The 25,248-nt window shown below is 30.7% G+C and carries 23 protein-coding genes, 1 other RNA gene and 1 pseudogene; 20 read left to right on the plus strand and 5 right to left on the minus strand.

Going from position 1 to position 25,248, the window contains the following annotated elements; all coding sequences use genetic code 11:
* Positions 1–208 precede the first annotated feature (208 nt).
* From ACWJKE_RS15985 to ACWJKE_RS16005, 5 genes are all read left to right on the plus strand, one after another.
* On the plus strand, positions 209–1,564 hold the full coding sequence (locus tag ACWJKE_RS15985) for an L-cysteine desulfidase family protein (RefSeq protein ID WP_220320101.1): 1,356 nt from the start codon (positions 209–211) through the stop codon (positions 1,562–1,564).
* Between the two features lie 106 nt (positions 1,565–1,670).
* A non-coding RNA gene (gene ssrS / locus ACWJKE_RS15990) (6S RNA) lies at positions 1,671–1,860 on the plus strand.
* Between the two features lie 125 nt (positions 1,861–1,985).
* Positions 1,986–2,789, plus strand: coding sequence for a hypothetical protein (locus ACWJKE_RS15995; RefSeq protein ID WP_220320100.1), 804 nt, complete (start codon positions 1,986–1,988; stop codon positions 2,787–2,789).
* 12 nt (positions 2,790–2,801) lie between these two features.
* Complete coding sequence (locus ACWJKE_RS16000) at positions 2,802–3,920, plus strand: ATP-binding protein (protein WP_220320099.1); 1,119 nt, start codon at positions 2,802–2,804, stop codon at positions 3,918–3,920.
* An 8-nt stretch (positions 3,921–3,928) separates the two neighbouring features.
* Positions 3,929–5,293 (plus strand): vWA domain-containing protein, encoded by a 1,365-nt coding sequence (locus ACWJKE_RS16005; protein ID WP_462958999.1) that lies wholly within the window; start codon positions 3,929–3,931, stop codon positions 5,291–5,293.
* Positions 5,294–5,383: 90 nt separating this feature from the next.
* Here ACWJKE_RS16005 and ACWJKE_RS16010 read toward each other — a convergent pair whose 3' ends face one another.
* Complete coding sequence (locus ACWJKE_RS16010; RefSeq protein WP_462959000.1) at positions 5,384–7,108, minus strand: alpha-glycosidase; 1,725 nt, start codon at positions 7,106–7,108, stop codon at positions 5,384–5,386.
* 480 nt (positions 7,109–7,588) lie between these two features.
* Here ACWJKE_RS16010 and ACWJKE_RS16015 point away from each other — a divergent pair, with 480 nt between their 5' ends.
* The 9 genes from ACWJKE_RS16015 (at position 7,589) to ACWJKE_RS16055 (ending at position 16,715) form a co-directional block, all read left to right on the plus strand.
* Positions 7,589–8,857 (plus strand): sugar ABC transporter substrate-binding protein, encoded by a 1,269-nt coding sequence (locus tag ACWJKE_RS16015; protein WP_220286140.1) that lies wholly within the window; start codon positions 7,589–7,591, stop codon positions 8,855–8,857.
* An 84-nt stretch (positions 8,858–8,941) separates the two neighbouring features.
* A complete protein-coding gene (locus ACWJKE_RS16020) occupies positions 8,942–10,228 on the plus strand; it encodes a carbohydrate ABC transporter permease (protein WP_462959001.1) in 1,287 nt (428 codons plus the stop codon).
* Entirely contained in the window at positions 10,228–11,088 is an 861-nt protein-coding gene (locus ACWJKE_RS16025) for a sugar ABC transporter permease (RefSeq protein ID WP_462955156.1), read from the plus strand. Before ACWJKE_RS16020 ends, ACWJKE_RS16025 begins: the two co-directional genes overlap by 1 nt.
* A 141-nt stretch (positions 11,089–11,229) precedes the next feature.
* Positions 11,230–12,228 (plus strand): LacI family DNA-binding transcriptional regulator, encoded by a 999-nt coding sequence (locus ACWJKE_RS16030; protein WP_462959002.1) that lies wholly within the window; start codon positions 11,230–11,232, stop codon positions 12,226–12,228.
* 78 nt (positions 12,229–12,306) lie between these two features.
* Complete coding sequence (locus ACWJKE_RS16035) at positions 12,307–12,978, plus strand: helix-turn-helix domain-containing protein (RefSeq protein WP_216303929.1); 672 nt, start codon at positions 12,307–12,309, stop codon at positions 12,976–12,978.
* Positions 12,979–13,013: 35 nt separating this feature from the next.
* On the plus strand, positions 13,014–14,696 hold the full coding sequence (locus ACWJKE_RS16040) for a glycoside hydrolase family 13 protein (protein ID WP_216303930.1): 1,683 nt from the start codon (positions 13,014–13,016) through the stop codon (positions 14,694–14,696).
* A 102-nt stretch (positions 14,697–14,798) separates the two neighbouring features.
* Positions 14,799–15,536, plus strand: coding sequence for a tRNA pseudouridine(38-40) synthase TruA (gene truA, locus ACWJKE_RS16045; protein ID WP_216303931.1), 738 nt, complete (start codon positions 14,799–14,801; stop codon positions 15,534–15,536).
* 442 nt (positions 15,537–15,978) lie between these two features.
* Positions 15,979–16,185 (plus strand): helix-turn-helix transcriptional regulator, encoded by a 207-nt coding sequence (locus ACWJKE_RS16050; RefSeq protein ID WP_216303932.1) that lies wholly within the window; start codon positions 15,979–15,981, stop codon positions 16,183–16,185.
* A gap of 2 nt (positions 16,186–16,187) precedes the next feature.
* On the plus strand, positions 16,188–16,715 hold the full coding sequence (locus ACWJKE_RS16055) for a hypothetical protein (RefSeq protein WP_462959003.1): 528 nt from the start codon (positions 16,188–16,190) through the stop codon (positions 16,713–16,715).
* 288 nt (positions 16,716–17,003) lie between these two features.
* Here the strand turns inward: ACWJKE_RS16055 and ACWJKE_RS16060 are convergent, their stop codons facing one another.
* The gene (locus ACWJKE_RS16060) at positions 17,004–17,795 is read right to left on the minus strand and encodes an alpha/beta hydrolase (RefSeq protein WP_462959004.1); all 792 of its coding nucleotides are present in this window, start codon (positions 17,793–17,795) and stop codon (positions 17,004–17,006) included.
* Between the two features lie 257 nt (positions 17,796–18,052).
* On the opposite strand from ACWJKE_RS16060, the pseudogene ACWJKE_RS16065 reads away from it, so the two are divergent.
* The 5 genes and pseudogenes from ACWJKE_RS16065 to ACWJKE_RS16085 all read left to right on the plus strand — a co-directional run.
* Positions 18,053–18,157 (plus strand): annotated as a pseudogene (locus tag ACWJKE_RS16065) (MarR family transcriptional regulator); the annotation flags it as partial.
* 256 nt (positions 18,158–18,413) lie between these two features.
* On the plus strand, positions 18,414–19,754 hold the full coding sequence (locus ACWJKE_RS16070; protein WP_220286134.1) for an MATE family efflux transporter: 1,341 nt from the start codon (positions 18,414–18,416) through the stop codon (positions 19,752–19,754).
* A gap of 719 nt (positions 19,755–20,473) precedes the next feature.
* Entirely contained in the window at positions 20,474–20,896 is a 423-nt protein-coding gene (locus ACWJKE_RS16075; RefSeq protein WP_216303937.1) for a VOC family protein, read from the plus strand.
* A 273-nt stretch (positions 20,897–21,169) separates the two neighbouring features.
* Complete coding sequence (locus ACWJKE_RS16080; RefSeq protein WP_462959005.1) at positions 21,170–21,595, plus strand: hypothetical protein; 426 nt, start codon at positions 21,170–21,172, stop codon at positions 21,593–21,595.
* 16 nt (positions 21,596–21,611) lie between these two features.
* Positions 21,612–21,749 carry a hypothetical protein gene (locus tag ACWJKE_RS16085; RefSeq protein WP_462959006.1) on the plus strand — a complete coding sequence of 46 codons (138 nt, stop codon included), beginning with the start codon at positions 21,612–21,614 and terminating at the stop codon, positions 21,747–21,749.
* 32 nt (positions 21,750–21,781) lie between these two features.
* Here the strand turns inward: ACWJKE_RS16085 and istB are convergent, their stop codons facing one another.
* Positions 21,782–22,525 carry an IS21-like element helper ATPase IstB gene (gene istB, locus ACWJKE_RS16090; protein WP_220320588.1) on the minus strand — a complete coding sequence of 248 codons (744 nt, stop codon included), beginning with the start codon at positions 22,523–22,525 and terminating at the stop codon, positions 21,782–21,784.
* Entirely contained in the window at positions 22,513–24,075 is a 1,563-nt protein-coding gene (gene istA / locus ACWJKE_RS16095; protein ID WP_462959007.1) for an IS21 family transposase, read from the minus strand. Before istA ends, istB begins: the two co-directional genes overlap by 13 nt.
* A gap of 142 nt (positions 24,076–24,217) precedes the next feature.
* On the opposite strand from istA, the gene ACWJKE_RS16100 reads away from it, so the two are divergent.
* Positions 24,218–24,373 carry a hypothetical protein gene (locus ACWJKE_RS16100; RefSeq protein ID WP_462959008.1) on the plus strand — a complete coding sequence of 52 codons (156 nt, stop codon included), beginning with the start codon at positions 24,218–24,220 and terminating at the stop codon, positions 24,371–24,373.
* A gap of 186 nt (positions 24,374–24,559) precedes the next feature.
* Here the strand turns inward: ACWJKE_RS16100 and ACWJKE_RS16105 are convergent, their stop codons facing one another.
* Positions 24,560–25,165 carry a TetR/AcrR family transcriptional regulator gene (locus tag ACWJKE_RS16105; protein ID WP_216303939.1) on the minus strand — a complete coding sequence of 202 codons (606 nt, stop codon included), beginning with the start codon at positions 25,163–25,165 and terminating at the stop codon, positions 24,560–24,562.
* Positions 25,166–25,248: the final 83 nt, after the last annotated feature.

Here is a 25,248-nt window from a genome sequence, read left to right on the forward strand (position 1 = left end):
ATTAATTCTCATTTTGATACTGATTTTTTTATCATTTTGAGAAAAAACACCACTGAAACGTTTATTCTCAGTATAATTTTGTTGGCATGAGTATTGCTATTATATGTATAAGGCATATTTAAAAAAATGTTAATAAAAGCTACATAAGTTTTTAATGTATTTAATTTTATAGGTATGTCTTAGAATAATTCGTTGAGGGAGTGTTTTCATGAAATTAAGAAATCTTATAGTTCAAACACTTAAGGAAGAAGTTGTCCCTGCCATGGGATGTACTGAGCCAGTAGCTGTTGCTCTTGCATGTGCAAAGGCTAAAGAACTAATAACTTTTAATAATATAGTAAGTGCAGAAGTTTTTGTTAGTCCTAACATATATAAAAATGGATTGTCAGTTGGTATACCAAATACGCAGGAGGTTGGGCTTTCGATTGCAGCTTCACTGGGTTTTATTGGTGGAGAAAGTAAAAAGGATTTAAGGGTACTTGAAGGAATTAACAAAATGCAAGTTCAACTTGCAAAAGAGTTTTTATATAGTGGGAAATTAAGACTAGACATTAAAGATACTGGAGATAAAGTCTATGTAGAAGTAAATCTTGTAACAGATAAAGGTAATTGTAGTGTAATTATAAGCGGAAAACATAATAGATTTATTTATATTGAAAGATTAGGCGAAGTTCTAATAGATCTAACAAATGAGGATGAGAGTAGCAATAAGGGAAAGAATATTTTATATAATTTGAGAATAAGAGACATTATAAAAGAAATTGAGAAAATTCCTCATGAGGATATCGCTTTTATGTTAGAAGGAATAGTGATGAATGAAAATATAGCCAAGGTAGGACTTAAAAAGAAAATGGGCATGGGAGTTGGGTTTAGTCTTAAGAAAAGCATAGAGAAAGGGATTCTGTCAGAAGACTTAATGACCTCTTCAATGATGCTCACAGCAGCAGCTAGTGATGCGAGAATGTCAGGGATGAATTTATCTGTTATGAGTAGTAGTGGAAGCGGAAACAATGGGCTTACGGCAATTTTGCCATTGGTTGCATATAAAAATAAATTTAATGTAAGTGATGATAGATTGGCTAAGGCAGTGGCAATAAGTCATATTACGAACAGCTATATAAAACATTATATAGGGAGATTATCAGCACTGTGTGCTTGTGGTGTTGCAGCTGGAACCGGGGCTGGCGTTGCTATAGCATGGTTAATGGGTGCTGGTTATGACCAAATAGATGGGGTTATAAAAAATACCATTGCAAACACCAGTGGGATGATATGTGATGGGGCAAAGGAAGGCTGTGCATTAAAGCTTTCAACTTCTGCATCAGTCGCTGTACAATCAGCAATTTTGGCTATAAATAATTCTATTATACCTGCAAGAAATGGGATTGTTGCAGAAACCGCAGAAGACACAATTAAAAATTTGGCAGTTTTATCCATAGACGGTATGAGTACAGCAGATGCTGTTATATTAAAGACCATGAAAAAAATGCAAAGAGAATATACTTCTGCAGAAGCAGATAAAAACTCAAAAGTGTATTTAAAAAAACAAGGCATTATTGCATAAAAAAAATTTTTAAAGAAATTATAAATTACTATTGAATTTTATTTATAATCTGATATAATAAATTTAATAAGAAATACTTAAACGTATTCATTGATTTTATAAGTTTGTATTTCTGAGGTATTCGTGAAGCTCTTATTTTCAACCTACAGTATTAATACGGGAGTTCGAGATCTAGGTGTGGATTTGGCCTATAAGACCAATATTTTAAGTGGCAAGGACTATTAAACATCTCTGAGGACACCCACCTATCGAAAAGATAGGTGTAAAAATTGGGGCAACGGTATTTTGGAATATAAAATATAAAATTTTAGATCGTTTATGAAAGAGATAGAAATATCTCTTTTTTTTATTTCCAAGAAATAATAAATTCATTTTTCATGTTATAATTAATTTAAATTAATAAGTATCGAGGTGCAATTTTATGATAGAAAATAAAGTCATTGCGATGATAGAGAGTAATCCAATTGTTATAAGAAATATTGAAAATCCTAGTGATCAAATGAAGATAATGGCTATAAAGAAAGATGGGGTAATGCTACGTTATATAAGAAACCCTACAAAAGAAATGAAGGAGCTAGCAATAAGAAGTAATCCACGGTCAATTGAGTTTGTAGAAAATCCAAGTTATGATATGAAAAAATATGTTGTGTCAAAGCTATGGAATACTTTGGAATTTATTGAAAATCCCTGCGAAGAATTGATAAAAATAGGCATTGATCAAAAAGGCTATGCAATAAAATATGCAAAAGAACCAAGCAATTTATTGCAAAAACTAGCTATAGAAAAAGATTATGACTCTATAAAATATATAGACAACCCAAATGAAGAAATACAAATTTTGGCTATAAAAATAAATTATAATGCGTTAAGGTATATAAAAAATGCAACCTTAAATGCAGAAATTTTGGCTGTTTGCGAAAATGAAGCTGCAATAAAGTTCATTTCAAACATAGATGAAAATAAAAAAATGTCATTTTTAAAGCACAATGCCTTGGTAATGAAATATTTCATTAATGACCTACCAATGGATGCTACGGAGCTGGCTTTCAAAGATGTATTATCTAAAGAAACTATATCAGAAAAATACGTGAGAGATTTTATAAACTGCGATAGTATAAATGAAAAATATGGAAATATATCTATGGATAAAATAATTTTTATTTATAAATATGGTAGTAAAGTCTGCAAAAAAATAGCAGTTGATGAAAAACTGAATATGATGTAAGAAGGGTGAATGATGAATTTTAAAGATACAATGCAAAGTGTAGATCTTGTTATACAAACGGATGAAGTACCTTTAGTTATAGGTGAGAGTGGTATAGGAAAAACTGCCTTAGCGAAGACACTTTCAAAAATTAAAGGCTGGAGCCTAGTTATTATAGATGGAAACCTTTTGAAAGAAGGAGAAATAGGTGGTCTTCCAACAGTTGAGGATTATAGATTTAAAGATGATAGAGGAAAGACTGTTAGTAAGAAAAATACTGTTTACGCGGTTCACACAAAGCTACAAGAAATAGATAATTTGATATCTAGCGGTAAAGAGGTATTTTTATTTATTGATGAAATAAATCGTTGTGAACATACGGTGCAGCAGGAGCTTATGAATCTTATACTAAATAGGGAGATAAATGGGTACAAGCTAAATGAAAAAGTTAAAATATTAGCTGCAATGAATCCTTCTAGTAAATACGGGGAAGATTTTGATTATCAAGTAGTTGATATGGATGCAGCGCAAGAAAATAGATTTGTTTTGCTACAAATGGAATGTGATTCATTAGCTTGGATTTCATGGGCTATTGAGAATAAAATAGAGCAAAAGGTTATAGAATTTATATCTACTTTCCCAGAATATTTACTTAATAACCAAAAGGATGAGCAAGTAAGAGCAACCCCCAGAAGTTATGAACGGGTTTCTAAAAGCTATAGGATTTACAAGGAAAATAAAGAGACAATCCATAAAAGAATATTTTTAAATATATTAAAAGGGAATTTAGGCAATAGAATAGCTCATGAGTTTATGGCATTTTCACAGGAAGATAATAAACCTCTAATTTCTTATGAGGAGGTATTTAATGGCATGCAATTACAACAAGATGTAATTGCAAAGGTGAAAGAGGAAAGTCATACTAGATTATATTTGATTGCAAATAATATCTTATGTATCTTAGATAAGAAAGAAAATTTAAATAGTGATATACAAAGACTTGTAGAATTCCTAGAGATTTACCCTGTGGACCTAGGGGTAGGAATTATGCAGGATATTAAAGAAAGTCATAATAGTGTTTATAAATTATGTTTGGAAAATGAGGATTTCGTTGAAATGTATTTTAAGGCCTACAATGAAATAAAAGGCTAGGTGAAATTATGGTGAAAAACTTTGAAAGTCTTAAAAATGAGCTTTATGATGAAATTTCTAATGTGAAAAGCATTGAAGAAATGCCAAAGGATTTTGTGGAAAACTTTTTGAAGCTTGTGCAAAAGGTTAATTTTATGCTCATAGAAGATAACGAAAACTTTTATGGGTATTTTCTGCTTCAAATGTCTAGGGAGATAAAATATGACATAACCTCGCCCACGGCTGTAAACTTTAAATTATCTAGGTACGTTATTTATTTTAATCCCTATATCTTTTTAAATCTTACACCGAGGCAGATGATGGGCTCTATTAAACACGAGATTTATCACATATTATCCTCCCATTTGAATCGTGCAAGGAGTCTTAAAACAAAATATAGTACCCTTTCTATTAATATGGCAATGGATATAGTAGTGAACCAGTATATAGATTATTTGCCGCCCTATGCCACGACAATAGACAGTATAAATTTTAAGTATAGTTTAAAGATGCAACATTATATGACTATGGAGTATTATGCACATACAATTCAAGAAGCCTTAAATCTATTAGAACAAGAAGATGAGAGAGAAAAAGATGACTCTAAGGATAAGCACATAGAAAAAGAATTTAATGCATCTAAAACTCATGATTTATGGGAAGAATCTATAGAGACAGATGAGGAGACCCTTAAAGATTTTACGCGAAAATTTGCGAAACTTGCAGAAAAGGGCAAGGTTCCTCTTTATTTAGAGGGAATTCTCAAAGGATTAAAAGCGAGTAAAGGTGAAATTCCTTGGAATTTATATCTGAAAAAAATAATGGGAACCTTAGAAAGTGATAAAAAAAAGACTGTGTCAAGAAGGAACAGACGTCAACCTAATAGATTAGATTTAAGGGGAGAACTAAGAGGACATACAGCTAAAATTACCTTGGCTATAGATATAAGCGGTAGCATAAGTGATGAGGAGTTTCATGGAGCAATAAAGGAAGTTTTTAATATTGTAAAAACTTATAAGCATGAAATAACCTTGATTGAATGTGATTCGCAAATAAGGCAAGTATACAAGGCTAAGTCTATTAATAGTATAAGAAAGCGTTGTAGTTCGCGCGGTGGTACAAAATTTACACCGGTAGTTAAGTATGTAAATAATACGGATACCAATATACTAATATATTTTACAGATGGAAAGGGTGAAGAAAAACTGGATGTAATGCCAAAAGGGTATAAAATTTTGTGGGTTATATCAGGACGCACCGATAAACTTTCATTAAAGGAGCCTCTTGGAATTGTGAAAAAACTAAAACCTGTAGAGATAAAAGAGGATACTTCGGAGAGGTTAGATGTAATGGTTGATGGTTTTTCTATGAATCATCATGAACCAATATATTAGGATCTTTTTTCTTATATTATGCTATAACGAAAAGTATATATTAAAAAAGGGGCACGCCTTTTATCAACGACTGCCCCGCTTTCTTATTTCCTATAACTTTAATATTTTGAATTCCATAGGGTCTAATATTAATCCATTGTTTAATTTTGTTTCCTGTGATGTGAAAATATCTATAGCGGTGTTATCTAAAGATAGATTAACATTATACTCTTCATCACTATTGTTAATAGCAATTAGTAGAGATTCACCTTCATAACTTCTTTCAAAAACTAATACATTGTCCTCGCAATAGAGTTTTTTGTAGCCACCATAAATTAAAGCACTATTATTTTTCCGAAGAGATATCATAGTCTTGTAGTGGTTAAATAATTCTATATTTTGTTTTTCTACATCCCAAATCATACATTTTCTGCACTGAGGATCCTCACCACCATTAAGACCTATTTCATCTCCATAATAAATATATGGAACTCCTTGGTAGCAAAATTGGAAGGCGATTGCAAGCTTCATTCTGTCTACATTATCCTCACATTCAGTTAAAAATCTCTTAGTATCATGACTACCCATTAGATTCCAGAGTTGCCTTGTGATGCTACTCATATAAAGAGTTCTATTAGAAGATAATATATTGTCAAATTCTTCTGCAGCTATGCTTCTATTAGCGAAAAAATCAACTAAAGCAGATTTAAAAGGATAGTTCATTATACTGTCCAGTTGATCTCCTTTTAAGAAGGAGTTTGCTTCATGCATTATTTCACCAACAATAACCGCATCTTTATTAGCTGCTTTAACTACTTTACTAAAAGCTCTCCAAAAATCATGGTCAACTTCATCGCAAACATCCAGTCTCCAACCATCAATTCCTATTTCTTTTACCCAATATTCTCCCACCTTTAATAAATACTCTCTTACTTCACTATTATGAGTATTTAATTTCGGCATTGTGCTTACGTCATCAGCAAAAGTATAGTAGTTCACAGTATCAGTACTAACTGGGTAACTGTCGATAAAATACCAGTCCTTATACTTTGAAGCTTCTTGTTTGTCTAGTAAATCCTCAAAGGCAAAGAAGTCACTTCCTGAATGATTGAATACAGCATCAAAAATAATTTTCATTCCTTTTTCATGACAATTTTTTATTAACTCTTTTGCTGTGTCTAAGGTCCCAAACTGAGGGTCTATGCCATAATAATCTGCTGTATTATATTTGTGGTTTGAAGTGGATTTAAATATTGGAGTTAAGTAAACTAAATTAACGCCTAATTCCTCTAGATAGTCTAACTTATCAATCACTCCCTTAATAGTTCCACCAAACATAGATTCAGTGTTTACTACACTGCCCCATTTGGAAGTATTCTCTTGGTCGTTACTTTTATCTCCATTATAAAAACGATCCGGAAAAATTTGATATACAACTGATTCTTGTAACCAAGGAGCTTCTTCATACAAATCGCCCTCTGCCAAATAGGCAAATTGAAAAGCTGTGATTTCTTTTAGATCTGTTGTCTTATCTCTAAAGCCTCTTTCATCAAAACATATTATATTATTATCCCAATCAATTAGCTCAAAGTAATATCTATATCTGTTTCTCTCAACGGATACTTCTGTTTCAAAATAATCAAATAAGTCAGCTTGAGCTGTAATTTTCATTTCTTTAACATCATATGGATCATCCCAGTTATATCTATCTTTATAATATAAATTGCACTTTTTAACATCATCTTTTGCTGTTCTTAAACGCAGCACTAGAGTGTTTAAATCTCTGCCATAGGCATAGGGTGTTTCAGTAATATGATATATTGCATGCTTATTCATTTTAATCTACCTCACTTTTATGTTTATTCTAGGCATATGAAAAAAGTAAATAGTGGAAGTTGTCATGGATATTTCCTGTATGCCCTAGTATATTTATGGGTGCAATTATATCATAAGCATTTATTGATGATTGTATATACTTAATAAAATATGTATATACACTATGTTAATTTATTTGTATTTATTGAATTGTAATATAAAATTGTGCATTTGCGTATACGTTTGTACAAAATTTCCTTAGAATATTGTTGTAATAAAGTAAAGCAGTATTGTTATTGAGAGAATCTAAACTAGAGATTATAAGAGCTCAAAGTGATTTTGAAATTGATTTCATAATAATATTACATAGTATTTTACTATAGTTAATTAAACAAAATTTGGTAAAAAGATTATTTGACAGTTCTGAAAATTCGGTTTACAATAAAAATATGCAAACGCTTGCAGAGATGTTATAAAAATACTATTTTGGGGGGATTAAATATGAAAAGGAAAGTATTAAGTCTATTATTAGCTTTATCATGCACTGTATCGTTAGCAGCATGTGGTACTAAAAAAGTAGCAGTAGAAGCAACAGCAGCTAAAGAAGGAGTTGCAACTGAAGTGAAACCTGAATCAGGAGCTAAACTAGTAGTTTGGACGGCTAAAGGCGTTGAAACAGATTATATGAAGCTTATTGGTACTGAGTTTGAAAAGAAATACGGAGTAAAAGTTACATATGAAGAAGTTGGAGCTATTGATACTAAAGCCAAAATGGCTACAGATGGACCAGCTGGAGTAGGGGCGGATGTATTTGATGCACCACATGATCACACTGGAGAACTTGTATCATCAGGTTTAGTTTTAGAAAATAACCTATTTGCAGAAAGAGTTAAGAAGGACTATTTAAAATCAGCCTTAGATGCAGTATCATATGAGGGTAAAGTTTACGGATATCCAACAGCAGTAGATACTTACGGATTATTTTACAATAAAGATGTATTCAAAACAGCACCAAAAACTTATGAAGAGATAATTGCAAAAGCCAAAACATTTAATGATGCAAAAACAAACAAATATGCATTTATGTGGGATATCGGAAATGCTTACTTCTCTCATAGTTTTATAGCAGGAAGCGGCGGTTATATTTTTAAAAATGGAACTGATAAAACAGACGTAGGTATTGATTCAGCTGGAGCAATTGACGGAGCAAAATCTTTAATGGATTTGAAAAAAGTTTTACCAATCAATGCAGCAGATTCAACTAATGCAATTGTGGAAGGTTTATTTGATGAAGGAAAAATAGGAGCTATGATAGATGGACCATGGGCAGTATCAGGTAGAGAAAAGGCTGGTGTTAATTTTGGGGTAGCACCATTACCTAAATTAACTAATGGAAAGCAACAATCAAGTTTATCAGGAATAAGAACATTATTTGTTAGTTCTTATTCAAAATATCCAATAGCAGCTCAAATGTTCGCTAGTTTAGCAACATCTGATGAAATGTTATTAAAAAGATATGAATTGACTAAACAAATACCACCAGTAACAAAACTAATGGGAAACGCTAAAATTAAAGATGATCCAATGGTTGCACCATTTTTAGAGCAAATAAAATATTCTGTACCAATGCCATCAAATCCTCAAATAGGACTTGTTTGGACTCCATACGGAGCAGCATTTTCATCAATGTGGAACGATGGAGTTGCTCCCGAAAAAGCACTTAAAACTGCAGCTAAAACTATAAGAGACGCAATAGCTGCTCAAAAATAATTAGTTGTAAATAGAAGTTAGTCATTTGCTATATAGCAAATGACTAATTTAAAATAAAATTCTATCTGATTTAGGAGGTATGAAATGAAAAAATCAAAAAAAGCAACTCTTTTCTCTGTGCTCTTTATGGGTCTAGGACAAATATATAACAAAGAAATATTCAAAGGAATTATTCTTGCAATTATAGAAATAGTAGCATTATTTAATATAAGATATTTTTCAACATCAATAAAGGGACTAATTTCACTAGGAGATTCTGGTGTGGAATTTGTGAATGGGAAAGCAACAGGAGATCATTCTATTTTCTTAATGATTGAAGGTCTTATAGCTGTTATAATTTTATTTCTTGTAATTTCAGTATACATACTTAATATCTATGATGCAAAACGAGGAGGCGAAAGTATAGAAAAAGGTAATAAACCACTAAATACAAAAGAATTCTTAAGTTATGTGTGGGAAAAATATTTTCCTCATATCATGATAACACCTGGATTCTTGTTTACTGTATTTTTTATTATGCTTCCTATTATGTTCACCGTAGTAGTTGCCTTTACTAACTATTCAAGTCCTAATCATTTGCCACCAAGGAACTTAGTTGACTGGGTTGGACTTGATAACTTTAAACAATTAGTAAATTTAAAAATGTGGAATAATACTTTTCTAAAAGTAGGAGTTTGGACACTTATATTTGCTGTAGTAAGCACTACTTGTAACTTTTTTGTTGGTTTATTCTTAGCACTAATAACTAATGCTAAGGGAATAAGATTCAAAAAGTTTTTTAGAACAATTTTTCTTTTGCCTTATGCTATACCAGCATTTATATCCTTACTTATAATGAGATTAGCATTTAGTGGACCAGGTCCAGTAAATAATATGCTAGCTTCCTTTGGAATGGGAAAAATACCTTTTTTTACAGATCCCACTATTGCGAAAATAATGATTTTAATAATAACGGTTTGGTTAGGATCACCTTATTTTATGGCACTTATGTCAGGAATACTTACTAATATAGACAAGTCTTTATATGAAGCTTCTGAAATTGATGGTGCAACCAAGTGGCAACAATTTTATAAAATAACTTTGCCACTAGTGCTTTTTCAAACAATGCCACTATTAACAATGAGTTTTGCTTATAATTTTAATAACTTTGGAATGATTTATTTGTTAACAGACGGTAATCCAGTTAATGGAAGTTTACAATATGCAGGAGATACTGATATCTTAATTTCATGGATCTATAAGATGACAAAGGATCAGAATCAATACCATATGGCATCTGTAATTACCATTATATTATTTATTTTTGTTGCAAGTATTTCAGCATATAGCTTTAGTAAAACCAAAGCCTTCAAAGAGGAGGACATGATGTAATGAATAAAAAAATAGTAAAAAATAAAAAGGTAAATTTATCCGATGTAATTCAAAAAATAATTATATATGCTATATTGGTGCTATTATGTATAGTAATATTGACACCGGTAATTTGGATTGTTTTATCCTCATTCAATAGTGGTACAAGCTTATTTAGTTCATCTATAATTCCTAAAAATCCAACATTAATCCACTATAAAGAGTTGTTTACACAAACAGATTTTCCGAAATGGTATATGAATACATTTAAAATTGCTATAATTAATATGGTTTTGTCAGTTATACTAACAACACTTTCTGCTTATGCATTTTCTAGATTTAAATTTAAGGGTAGAAAACAAGGGCTTATGACAATGATGATTTTACAAATGTTCCCCGGTTTCTTAGCTATGACTGCTGTATTTATTCTAATAAGTAAGTTAGGATTATTAAATAGTCATTGGGGTTTAATTCTTGTGTATGCAGGTGGACAAATACCATATAATACATGGTTATGTAAAGGCTTTTTCGATGGTATTCCAAGAAGCTTAGATGAAGCTGCAAAAATAGATGGGGCTTCAAATATGACTATTTTCGTAAAGGTAATATTACCTTTGGCAAGGCCTATAATTACATTAGTTGCACTTACAAACTTTATGGGACCTTGGTTTGATTTTATATTTCCTCAAATAATATTAAAAAGCAGTGAGAAGAAAACACTTGCTATGGGATTATTTGAATGGGTTCAAAAACAACAAAACACCCAATTTACCATGTTCGCTGCAGGTGCAATTCTAGTTGCTATTCCAATTACATTGCTGTTTGTATATTTACAAAAGCATATTGTAGAAGGACTATCATCTGGTGCTACTAAAGGTTAGTTTTTATAATTAGACATCATCTAGAATAACATACTAATTAGTTATTTTAGATGATGTCTAAAACTTTAACGACATTTCAGAAATCAAGTTTTATAATATAACTCGTATAAATATTTTTAGAAAGTAGGAAGTGAAGTTTTCATGTCGATAACTATAAGGGAAGTAGCAAAGCTAGCAAATGTATCACCCTCAACAGTTTCAAGAGTTATTGCGGATAATTCTACAATTAGTGATGCAACAAAGAAAAAAGTTTATAAAGTAATGAAAGAAATCAATTATCACCCTAATGCAATAGCTAGGAGCTTAGTTAGTAAAACAACCAAAACTATAGGGCTTATTTTACCTAGCACTGATGAAGATTTATTTTCTAATCCATTTTTCATTCAAATTATGAGGGGAATAAGCCATTATGCTCAAAAAAAGGGATATTATATTATGTATGCTTACAGTAGCAATGAAGATCAAGAAGTAGAGTATATAACAAGTTTAATAAATAGTGGAAGAGTTGACGGAATTATTTTGCCATTTGTAAAAAAGGATGACAAATGCATCACTTATTTAAAAAAGGTAGATTATCCTTTCGTAGTAATAGGAAAACCAGAAGATACAGAAGGACTTTTATGGGTTGATAATGATAACTTTCACGCCATGTATAATGTTGTTAATTATCTTATACAAAAGGGTGAGAGAAAAATTGCATTTATAGGAGGACCAGCTACACTTAATGTAACTATAAATAGGTTAGAAGGTTACAAGAAATCCATGGAAAACATTGGGATGAAAATAGATGAAAATATGGTACAAGTAGCAGAGTTTACAGAAAGTAGTGGTTATGATGCTATGAAAAGAATTTTAGAAAAATCCAGCCCTACAGCTGTTGTCACCACTGACGATTTAATTGCCTTTGGTGCATCAAAAGCAATAAGCGAAATGTCCAAAACCCATATTTCAATAGTTGGGTTTAATAACACACCATTAACTGCATACAGAGAGCCTTCACTTTCTTCAGTTGATATTAATTCTGAAGAATTAGGTTATTTTGCAGTTAAGCTATTAATAAATAAATTGGAAGATGAGAAAGAATATATAACCAATTATATTATTGATACAAAATTAGTTGAGAGAGAGTCAACTAAATAACTCAAGGTGGTAAATCTCCTTCGGAAGTCTTTAATATTGCAGCACCGCAGGTGATTATTAAAATAAAGAGGTGAAAATATGCTGGAGACCTTTGAATCAGATATTTATATTTTTAATAATGATATATCATTTTTCGTCGAATCAAAAAATATACCAAAAGTATTAAGCACCCTAAAAGAAAAACATCTACAGGAAAAAGAAAATGGACAGTCCGCTCGCAATAAAAAAAATGATTTAATTATTTGGAATGCTATATACACAAAGGAAATTATAAAAAATGGCGTATCAAAAAGTGCGCTGCATCCTCTATATAATAATTTCTATGATAAAGTCCAAGGTATTACTGATTTAATTGAGTTACAAGCTTTAGAAATAAGCATGGTCACAGCATATTTTAATATTTTAATAAATGATATTGAAGTCACTGATAATTTTATGATTAATAAAATGCTTCAATACATACATATTAATATTGAAAATCACTCTTCGCTTGATAAGTTAGCTAGAGATTTAAACATTTCAGTGGGTTATGCAAGCGATTGCTTTAAAAAGAAGATGGGTATTTCAGTAATGAAATATGTGCAAGAAATAAAAATAGACAGGGCAAAAAATCTACTGCTCAGTACAGATGAAAGCATTTTATATATTGGGATTTTATTGGGGTTTTATGACCAAAGCCATTTCAGTAGAACTTTCAAAGTTATAGTGGGGGTTTCTCCAACCGTGTATAGAAATAGCAATTACGCATAAGTCTTAAAACTAAAAAATTGAAGAGGGGGATAACCATGGATAAAAAATGGTGGAAGGAAGCAGTGGCATATCAGGCATATGTTAGAAGTTTTAAGGATTCAGATGGTGATGGAATAGGTGACTTAAAAGGGATAATAGAAAAACTAGATTATTTGAAAGACTTAGGAGTAGGCATATTGTATTTAAATCCTATAAATAAATCACCTAATGACGATAATGGATATGATATCAGTGACTTTAGAGACATAATGGATGAATTTGGGACGCTTGCAGATTTTCATGAGTTAGTTAAAGAACTTCATTCTAGAAAAATGAAGTTAGTGATGGATTTGGTAATAAATCACACTTCTGATGAGCATCCTTGGTTTCAAATGAGTAGAAAGAGCAAAGATAATGCTTATAGAGATTATTACATTTGGAATAAAGGTACAAAGGGTAACCCTCCAAATAATTGGGGGTCTTTTTTTGGAGGCAGCGCTTGGGAATATGACGAGATATCAGAAGAATATTATCTTCATATTTTCTCTAAGAAACAACCAGATTTAAATTGGGAAAATGAAAAATTAAGAGAAGAAATAAAGAACATGATAAAGTACTGGATGGAAAAAGGGGTAGATGGATTTAGAATGGATGCTATTAATCATCTCGGAAAAGATCATTCCTTTCCAGATGGAATAATAGAAGAAGGCAATGTATATGGTGATTTTATAAAATATGTACAAAATCTACCTGAAGTTCATGATTATTTAAAAGAATTAAGAAAAGAGGTATTTAACACTGGGTATCATGTAGTAATTGGTGAAACGGGTGGAGTAAACTATAAAAATGCCTATGTTTATACAGGAAAAGATAAAGGTGAATTAGACTTTACCTTCCATTTTGATATGCATAGTGTGGGTAGAGGGGAAACTGATTGGGAAAGGAAACCTATAAACTTAATAAAAGATATAAAGGAAAATATGAGTGGATGGCAAGGAAGGCCTGAAGAAGAAGGTTGGTGCCCCTTGTTTTACTCGAACCATGACACTACGAGAACTATATCAAGACTAGGAGAAGAGAAGAATTATTTAAAAGAATCTGCAAAAATGTTAGCTTGTCTTCAATTAACTCAAAAGGGAACTCCTTTTATTTATTATGGAGATGAAATAGGAATGACCAATGCTTGGGACTTTAAATTACAAGATTATAGAGATGTGGCTGTTTTTAATAAACACAAAGATTTAGTTAAGGGCGGGTTAGTGAGTGAAGAAAACTATCTAAAGGGACTACGCTATATGTCGCGGGATAACTCAAGAACACCAATGCAGTGGAATAATAGTGAAAATGCAGGGTTTACTACTGGCACACCCTGGATAAAAGTTAATTCAAATTATAGAAAAATTAATGTGGATGAACAAATAGAAGACTCAAATTCAATACTAAATTATTATAAAAAATTGATAGCTTTAAGAAAAAACAAGGCTGTATTGGTATATGGAAGCTTTGAGGAAATTAATAGAGAAGATGAGGAAATATATGCATATCTAAGACAATTAGAGGGGGAGATGATCTTAATCATAGTTAATTTCTTTGGAAATGAACCAATATTTGAGTTTCCAAAGCATATCCATTATGAAAAGGCTAAACTATTGCTATCAAATTATGTGGTGGAAGGTTATGCCGCTAGTGTGAATATAAAATTAAGACCTTATGAAACTAGGGTATATGAAATTAAATAATGATAAATATATTAGCTTTATTTTAATAGAAAAGCTATAATTAAAATGTTCATTGGGTAAAATTAAAACATGAATAATCAAAAAAGTTAAAGGCGGATATATATGAGAAATTTAAAAATGATATTAGAATATGATGGAAGTAGATATAAAGGATGGCAAAAACAATCAGATAACGATTTAACGGTTCAAGGTAAACTAGAAGGTGCATTATCTAAAATGGCAGGAGAACCTATAGAGGTTACAGGCTGCGTGCGAACTGATGTAGGTGTACATGCTGAAAATTATATGGCAAACTTTCATACTAATTGTGAGTTAAGCATAGATGAGATGAGAGAATGTTTATATGAATTTTTACCAGAGGACATAGTAGTGAAATCCATGGTGGATGCAAGTGAAAAATTTCATGCAGGGTATAATATAAAATCAATTACTTATGTGTATAAAATAAATAATAATGAACTAAGAAATGTATTTAATAGAAAATATGTTTATCACTCTGAGATGAATCTTAATTTAGAAGAAATGAGAATTACGGCAGAGTCTTTAGTTGGATCTCATGATTTTAAGTATTTAGCGACAGTATCTACAAATACTAAATCAACTACTAAGACTATCAATTATATAAATATAACAGAAAAAGAAGGCATTATTGAAATAGAAATTAATGCAGATGAATTCTTATGGAATATGGTAAGAATTATTATAGGAAGCCTTTTAGAAGTGGGTAAAGGAAAAATTAAGGCAATGGATATAGAAAAATTACTAAATGAAGAAACAGCATCAGAGTATATACCGATGGCAAAAGCAAAAGGATTATCTCTAAGAAATGTTGAATATTAAATAAAAGTATGCGAGTTTTCCTTCCAGGAAGTCTCACGAGAATTTTATATTAGCAAAACAAGAATTTCTAAATGGAAATTCAATGTTTTTTCGTTTCTTGTTGCAAAGCACTCAGTGCAAGGTTACTTCGGAGAAATATTATGTTATTTAACAGAACCAACTCCTATGAAGATATAGGTTCAGCGTTAGAAGTATTAATGAACTGCCCCCTGTCTACTTGACAGGGGGCAGTTCACTTTTTTTTAATGTCTACTCTATAGGATACATTATATTATTTCAGAGGGGTCTTTATTTTGGCTCAATACAAGACTTATTATGTTGTATGCCCATTACTATTTTCAAACTAATATAATATTGATATTTTATATTATATATACTACTATAATTATATTATAGTAGATTGGTTAACAGGGAGGTGCCTTAAAATTTAACTAAGACAAAAATGTTTAAAACTAAGATTAAAGTTTTAAGAGCTGAAAAAGAAATAACCCAAGAGGAATTAGCTGAAGCAATTGGTGTTTCGAGAGGAACAATCCTTGAAATAGAGCGAGGAGCATTTAATCCATCTTTAAAATTAGCTTTTAAAATTGTTAACTATTTGAACAAGAAAATTGATGATGTTTTTGAATTTATTAGGGAGGATGATTAAGTTTGAATGATATAAAAATTATAGGTGAAGTGGGCATTGCTTTATTGATTATATGGAATATGACAAGAAATATATTGTTTCCTAGAAAAAGAGACGAGCGGGAAATTTTATTAATATTTACTGCGCTAAAAACTACTCTAATACTTGCGGTATTTGTACTCGGATTAATAATAATTTTGAACCTATTAAATGGCGTTACTTTATTACCAATTATGTATATATTTATTATTGCTATAATTAGTTGTTTTTGTTTTGTTCTGTTATACAAATTAAATATTAATACTGAGTTTAGTTCTTTGAATTTTATAAATAAAATGGAAAAAAAAGAAAAAAGTAACTTAATATGGAATACATTTTGTATAACTATGGTTACAGATTTAATTGTACTATTTGCAATAGTTATAAGTTACAAGTATTTTGATTCAAAAGGATTAAAAGTTTTAGCTATAGTGGCATATATTTTAGCTTACATAAGTGAATATAGTTTTTGCCAGATTAATGGTAAGAATTTGGAATATAAAAAGGGGTAAATCCTGCAAAAAAGTAGTGTATATTCTCAATTATAGGCTAAAAATATCAATTACATGATGGTTTATTACGTACATTAAAGTAACTATTAGCTATAGGACGTATAGAGGTAAAAGACAAATGTCCGTGAAATTTTATTTTCACGTCATTTGTTTTTTCAACCCCTATTATATAAAATAGTTCTTAGCTTTATTAAAAACTATCCTACTATTGATTTATCATACATCTACAGAAAGTGGTTTATTATTTTTTATACTTGTATAAATTACACAAGGCCTGTACACAACATATTAACATCCATAAAATTTTAGATATTTTTCAATATTTGATTGTATATATTCAGCACTGTGATTACCAGGGAATACATGATTTTGAGAATTTATGCCTTTTTCGTTCAATGTTTTATGTAAAGTTGAACAGCCTTCATAAAATCTACCTTCATCCTTATCTCCAGCATCAAGATATACATCAATATCAGAAGAAATATTATTGTTTCTTGCAATATATATTGGATCATATTTTTCCCATACATCCATGTCTTTATAATATGGCTTGTCTTCCTCTTCAAGTTTCAGTTCTAAGGCAGGCATATGCCCTCCTACTTTTGAAAATATGTGCTGATGTCGAAATGTATTGTGAAGAGCTGCATAACCCCCAGCAGATATCCCTCCAATATATCTTCCTTTTCTATCTTTTATAGTATTGAAAGTTTTATCTGTTAAAGGCAATATTTCTTTCATAAAGTAATCCTCATACATTCCTAAATTTATGATTCTATTATTATCTCCAGGATCAGGCACCTCTTTACAGATTAAGGATGAATTAAAACCACGGCTGTTTTCAATTCTTGGACATGCAATTATCATAGGCTTAATGTCCCCATTTTTTATCATTCGATCAGCTTTAGCGTTTATATCCATTTCAAACATTAAATTTTCATTCCCACTTCTTCCATGTAGAAAATATAATACCGGTAGAGGAGTTAAACTATTATAGCATTCAGGTAAATACACTAACATTGGCATTTCTTTACCAAGGACATCACTATAAAAATTTACTTTTTCTACTTTTGATTTATTCATTTTTTTACCACCTCATTTGAAATTTTAAACTTAAATTGTTATGTTTATGATATCATTATTAACCATATTTGTCATGAATAACCTTAATTGCTGTTAGCATTATTTTGTTATTAATCCAATTACTAAAAGAGCCGGTGTCACTAATCACGGCATTCCATATCACTAGATATGGGTTTACTTTATTAAGTGTACTGATATTCTGAATGTAATACAATGCCAATCGAGTCACATTCAGAACTGAACAGGTAACCGAGTAACAATTTGATATCATGCTTAGCTTCGTGGAAAAGCATAGTAGGCATTTGGATGCAGAAATAAAGAAGCAAGGTGTAGATATAACAAATCGAAATGGTTCTGAATAATGGAGTTGTATAAAAAGTAGCCTAAGGCGGGCTGTATCAAAGCGCTGAAACATCAGCGTATGATACAGCCTCCTTTATTATTGACAAGGAAACAATAAAGTGATAGAATAGTTATGTTGCCGAGGAAACATAAATATTCTTTTGCGAGAGGTGAATTTTAAATGTGTAAATTTAAAATCAATACACAATATACAGAACAAACCGTTGATAAGAAATAAAAAATTTACACTACCGAGAATTTAAGGAGGATCATTATATGGAAAATACAGAAAATTATTATTTTGAACAAGCAACTATACCAAAAGCGATTGCACACATGGCAGTGCCTATGATGTTGGGGATGTCCGTTATTATGATTTATAATGTTATTAACGCTTTTTTTATTGGAATGCTAAATAACACATCGATGATGACAGCTGTCACCTTAGCGTTACCTTTTACAATCATATTATCGGGAATTGGAAATATTTTTGGTGTAGGTGGTGGAACCTATATATCTAGGTTACTTGGGGAAACAAAATTAGAAGATGCAAAAAAAGTTTCATCAGTTACTTTTTTCTTAAGTATATTAGCTGGATTTATTTTTATGTTATTCGCGATACCTTTAATTCATCCTATTCTAAAAGTATTAGGGGCAAAAGGTGATACGGTTTTGTTCACCAAAGATTTTATTATGGTTCTTATCTTAGGAAGTCCATTTGTAATTTCTAACTTTGCATTAGGACAAGTAGTACGAGCGGAGGGATCATCAAAAGTCTCGATGAATGGTATGTTTATAAGTGTTATCATAAATATTGTTTTGGACCCCATATTAATTTTTACATGTCATTTAAATATTGTAGGAGCAGCAATTGGAACAGTTGTTGCGAATACATGTGCAGTATTGTACTATGTTTATTACCTTAAAAACAAAAGTTCTACTTTGACAGTTTCCATAAGTACATTCAAACCAACGCTTAGCATGTTGAAAGATATTTTTAAGATAGGAATATCCTCTTTCCTATTAGATGCATTTTTGATTGTTTCCGTTTTATTGTTAAATAATTTTTCAGCATACTATGGCGACTATGCTGTTGCTGCATTTGGAATATCTCTGCGAATTGCCCAACTTGCTCAATTTGCTGCTAAAGGGTTATATATTGGAGTTATTCCCTTAATTGCTTATGCGTATGCAGCTAACAATATAAAACGAATGAAGAGTATTATAAATATTACTGCAGCCTATATTGCAATCCTAACTATGGCCTTTTCATTGATAATATTTATCTTCAGAAAACCAATATTACATTTATTTAGCCATAATACTTACGTAATAAACACTGGGATATACATTTTGCTAGCTATGCTTATTTCAGCTTTGTTTGCTGGCATTACTGGTCTTTTTATAGCAATATTCCAAGGAGCTGGAAGAGGTAAAGATGCAACCATAATGTCTGTAGTGCAGGGAACATTATTAATTCCTATTATGATTTTAGGAAAATATACGTTTGGTTTACATGGGGTTATATGGTCGATGACTATAACAGAAATATTAACTTGCATAATAGGATTATATTTATGGATTCAACTTCAACGAGATATTTCTATGAAGGAGTAAAAATAGATATATTCAACTAAAAATATAACAATTATTATATGTTTATGAATCTATATAGTGAAAATTCTTTATTTTATAAAAGTTCACGTAAAATAGTTTCTGTGGCCATATTTATATTGTTTTTTATTCATATATTTAATTCCTACAATGGTATAGACGATAAGTCTCTATTGAATTTAGTAATGGTTTGTGTTGGTATCGATACTTTACTTTATAGTATTTTGCAACTTAAAAAACAAAATATAATCGGTTTTATATTATTATTGTTAATTGGAGTTTGTACAACAGTATTAGGGATTACTTTCTTGTGTAAATAAGTATGTCTATTATTACTTTAGCCTTTTGTAAACATTATAAATACTTATAAAATAACGTGAAATTTTGGTTTCACGTTATTTGTTCTTTTCCCATCCATATTATATTGTATTCCCTAGGGGAATTAAAGTTTAGCTATTTATAATGTTATGGTATTATTAGGTAAGGATTACATAGGAGGGGGGAGGATAACATTAATGTGGAATATTTTAAAAAAAAAGAAACTATTAATAATTGAAGATTGCTCTATAGATATGAATAATGTTCCTAAACATATTGGGAATTATGCTTACTCTTGGATAAGGCAATAGTAGTATAATTGAATAAATATTTATGAGGAACTTGTAAAAATAGACGACACAATAATATTACTTATATTTTGTAAAGAAAGTGAGGCAAATAAAATGATACAATCTATTGTACACATTGCGTTAGTAGTCAAAGACTATGATGAAGCCATTGAATTTTACACAAAGAAACTTCATTTTACATTAATAGAAGACACATACCAAGAAGACCAAGATAAACGTTGGGTGGTAGTGTCTCCACCAAGTTCGTCAGGGACTACAATATTACTTGCAAGAGCTTCTAAACCTGAACAACTATCGTTTATTGGAAATCAGGCAGGAGGACGAGTTTTCCTATTCCTTGGAACAGATGATTTTTGGAGAGATTATAACGAAATGATAGCAAAAGGTATAGAATTTGTTAGAGAACCTAAAGAACAATCATATGGTACAGTTGCAGTATTCAAAGATTTATACGGAAACTTATGGGATTTAGTTCAATTTAAAGAGAACCATCCAATTGCTCAAAGAGTAAAATAAGCATACTCTATAGTAAATGTAATATGCAACATTCGAATACGTCGTCACAAGTAAACCCATATCAGTAAATACGGGTTTACTTTATTATATATATTGATATTGTGAATGTAACACAATAACCAATTGAGTTACATTCACATTGAGTCTATTACTCATTTCAAAAGAATTTTAAATATACTCAATTTATGGTAATTATGGTATGATTAAATATATATTATTAGTCGAAATTGTAAAAAATCGCGGCATATAGATATTATACGAGGGGTGATGGCTATGAAGTTAATTATATACTCAATAATTTGTGGGTTTTTAGGTCTAATATTGGCATCGGTAATTTTAAATGTAGGTGGTCAAGCTGGAGTTTTTGGTATTATTTTATTTGGGTTAATTGGTTTTTTTAGTCCTGCATTTTATGAATTGAATAAAATATACACTGATAACAAACATAGTAATATAATTAAATTTGATGTTGATGTACTCTCAACACTTGATGATTTAAAGAGCAATAACATACTTACTGATGATGAATATGAAAAATCATTATGTAATCTTAATTTAGTTGATGAGAACAATGAAAATCTCAGGAAATACGATGAAAGTGTTAAATTTATATTCAATTTATCTCAAAAAAATATTATTTTAGAAGATGAGTTTAAAAAGAAAATACTATTATTAAAGCATTTGTATAAACAAATATAGACTGAGGGGTGTTTTTATGGCAGCTTTGATTTTGATTGTTATTTTACTTATTCCAATACTTTTAACTATAGTTATTTTAGATAAACATACAAAGAATAAGACTCCTGTTATTGGCAAGTACTTTTGGAGAAATTTCGGCAAACTATTTTACTGAATTTATCCCAGTATATTTTTCCCATTTAACTGCTAAAATATAGATTTTCTGTGCTCCAACCTATAGCTCTTTCCAATCATGTTAAAAAGTTCGCACCTATAAGATATTCTATCTAATACAGCTGTTGTTAATGCTGGGTCTCCTAAAAGCTCTACCCATTCTTCGAATCCTTTGTTAGAAGTTATAATTAGTGATGCCTGTTCATGAAGGGATGATATTAATTGAAAGAACAAATTAGCCTCATCTCTAGTTATAGGAAGATATCCGACCTCATCAATTATAACGAGGCTTGAAGAAAGGATTCTATTTAGTTTACCTTTGCTTTTTCTTGATATCTGCTGAGTTTTCAAAACATGCATCAGATTATCCATAGTTACAAAACTTACCTTATAACCTGCCTCAACGGCTTTATAACCCAAGGCAATAGCTGTGTGAGACTTCCCAACGCCCGGTGGGCCTAAAAATATAAGATTATACATCCTATCTATCCATTCCATTTCCATGAGTCTGTTTATTTGTTTCTTTGTTATTGATTTTTGAAATAGAAAATCAAATTCCTCCATTGTCTTTTTAACTGGAAAGTCAGCATATTTAAGTCTTTTTTCTTGTGTTTTCTGATCTTTCAAAACAACCTCATTTTTAAGTATTGATAATAGAAAGTCTTGATAGGAAACATTACCTAACTCACCTTTTTCAATAATTTTATCTGCATCTACATTTAAATAGTTTAGCTTAAGATTTTTGGCATACTCTTTGATTAATTCTAATTTCTCCATGATTGCTTGTCCTCCTTCAAAGCATCAATATAGTCACTTATACTTCTTACTTCCGGTTTTAACCCTCTATACTTTGATGGTATAGATAACTTGTCAATTACAGATTTTTTATCAACTTTTGCAATATCCTGTATCGCAAGATATTCAAGGGTTTCTTTAAACATTCCAGCACTCCACAAGTTTCGTATAACACAATAATTCAATGCTTGTTCTATTAGCGAAGCTTCATATGAATGTACTATATTTAGTATTGAACCAAATTGATCTTTGCAGTATCTTGGTTTTTCACGTTTTATGCCATCTAGTAGCATTTTTGCATTTTCAGTTTTACCGAGAGCAAAAAACAATCTTTCATAAACTTGGTCAATAGAACTGTGAATATCCCTTTCGGGATGAATTATTTTTATAAGTTCACCCTGCCTTGTACTTACTTGATGACTTGCTATTAATACACCTGTATCAAAATCAACTATATTCATTTTGGAGCCTTTTATCATTAATTTAAGTTCTTTACCTGGGCTATAAGTTCCTTTGGGCACTTGATACCTGTTCTGTTTATACAAAATTACATTGTTTTTTCGTACAGCATAAGTTAAACTAGTATTAGATGAATTTTTTTCAAAGAGTTCAGGTACTGGTAGCAAGTGTTTCTTTTCGAGAGCAAACACTTCTGCCGGTATTTTTTTCGTTATTTCATGTTTTTTACCATTGCCTGTTCTATCTAGCCATTTGAATGAGTCTTCATTAAAGGAATCAACATCTATAAATACTCTGTTTATAGCAAAGTTATATTTTGAGTATTTTACCACAGATTCTATTTTCCCCTTACTTTGAGGATCAAAACCTCTACAAAGCCTAACTTTATATTTCATAGTATTAATATAATTTTGAAAACCTTCGGTATAAATAATGTCTCCAGAATTCTCGGCTACTGCAAGCACACGATCTTGGTCATACACTATTTCAATAGGCATACCACCAAGATATTCAAAAGCTCGATTATGAGCATCAATAAAAGAGGCGGTAGTAAATGGTTTGTCTGTCCAAAGTATGTATTTATACCTTGAATGTGATAAAACCATTGCAAAGCAATACACTTTTACTTTGTTTCCATTTAATCTTTTGAGCCATATTTGACCCATATCAACCTGAGCTTGGTAGCCCATGGGAAGTTCATGTACTTCCTCAAATTGTCTTATTGGCGAAGCCTTAGGCAGATTGTATTCTTTCCTTAAATTACTAATATAAAGCCTTAAAGACCTTTCTTTAAATTTTACATCACCATATCTTTCCTTTATCCAATCAAGTACTTGTGCTGCTGACATATCTCTGAAATCAGTAATCCATTCTAAAATATCATCTTTGTAGATATCAATTTTTTTATGTCTATTCTTCGATTGAATAGTGACTTTAACATATTCACCAGGATCCATGTCCCAATACTTTTGAACTGTTTTGTAATTTATATTTAGAGCTCTTTCAACCTGTGATTTATTAAATCCAAGTGCTTTATATTGTTTTATTTCACTAAACATATTCCATCCTTTCAATTTTAAATTCCCCCTCTGTAAAATATATCTCTAATTGTATCAGAGAAGGAATTATTATTGTACTTAACTGGAAATTATTCTCCTTTTTTGTTTGCCGAAATATCACCCTTTTAGTTTACCGCTAACAACTCCAATACAAATAATGTTAATAGGTATAGAAGTTACTATTGTTGGAGTAGCAATCATAGCAATCGGTGGGGGTGGATTTTCGTCTAATGAGATCTTTTACTCTAATCTAATAGGCTTCACTATTGTTGTAATTGGTCTTACCTCAAGTATATATGGGTTTAAGAAATGATTTTTAAAATGATTATTTTTTCTAAAAAAGCTAAAAAATGCATTAAAATAAAGTGAATCATTGCTTTACAATCTTCTTTATATTTCGTCGCAGGTAACTCCATATCTAATGATATGGGGTTACTTGCTTTAAGTGGATATTGGATCTAAAAGCAAAATAAAGATGTTACACTACTTTAACAAATATTTAATTTGTTAACATACTAATAACAAGATTTATAACTTCGTCTGTCATAATCATATAATCCATAGACTCGTGTTTATGGTACACCCTTTCATGGCAAAGGTTTTCAATTAGCCCAATAGAAATATGAACTTTCTCTCTAGGGTTTGTTGGTGTAATACCTTTTTGTTTCATTAACTCAATAAGGGTGTTTGTAGTATCAATTTCAAACTGGTAAAACAACTTAGCTACATCTTTATCAGAATGAGCCATAGCCATCATTTCTTCGTGAGCAGACTTTGAAATATAGTGTGACTGTATAAAAATATCAATAAATTGCTTTAATAGGTCTGTCAAATCAATAGGTTCTTTAAGTGTACTTATTTTTTCAAACATTGGTGCTGTTAGACTGTTAGCATAATCTTGAATAGCGCTAATAAAAATATCCTTTTTGTCTGTAAAGTAGTTATATATAATACCAGTTGATACTCCAGCAGCTTTACCAATCTCCACTGAGTTTGTATTGTGGTAGCCCTTTTCGCACATTAGTTTAAATCCAACTTCAATTATCTTTTTTTTCTTTTCAATAGAACGTTTTTGTTTAGGTTCTCTAATTGAGTTATTACTCATGGTGTCCTCCCTTAGACTAAGATTTTAATTTAATTATAACTAGTTTAAGTGAAGCAGTCAACAAAACTGAAATATATTTCAGG

It is taken from the genome of Clostridium sp. CM036 (assembly GCF_055081135.1).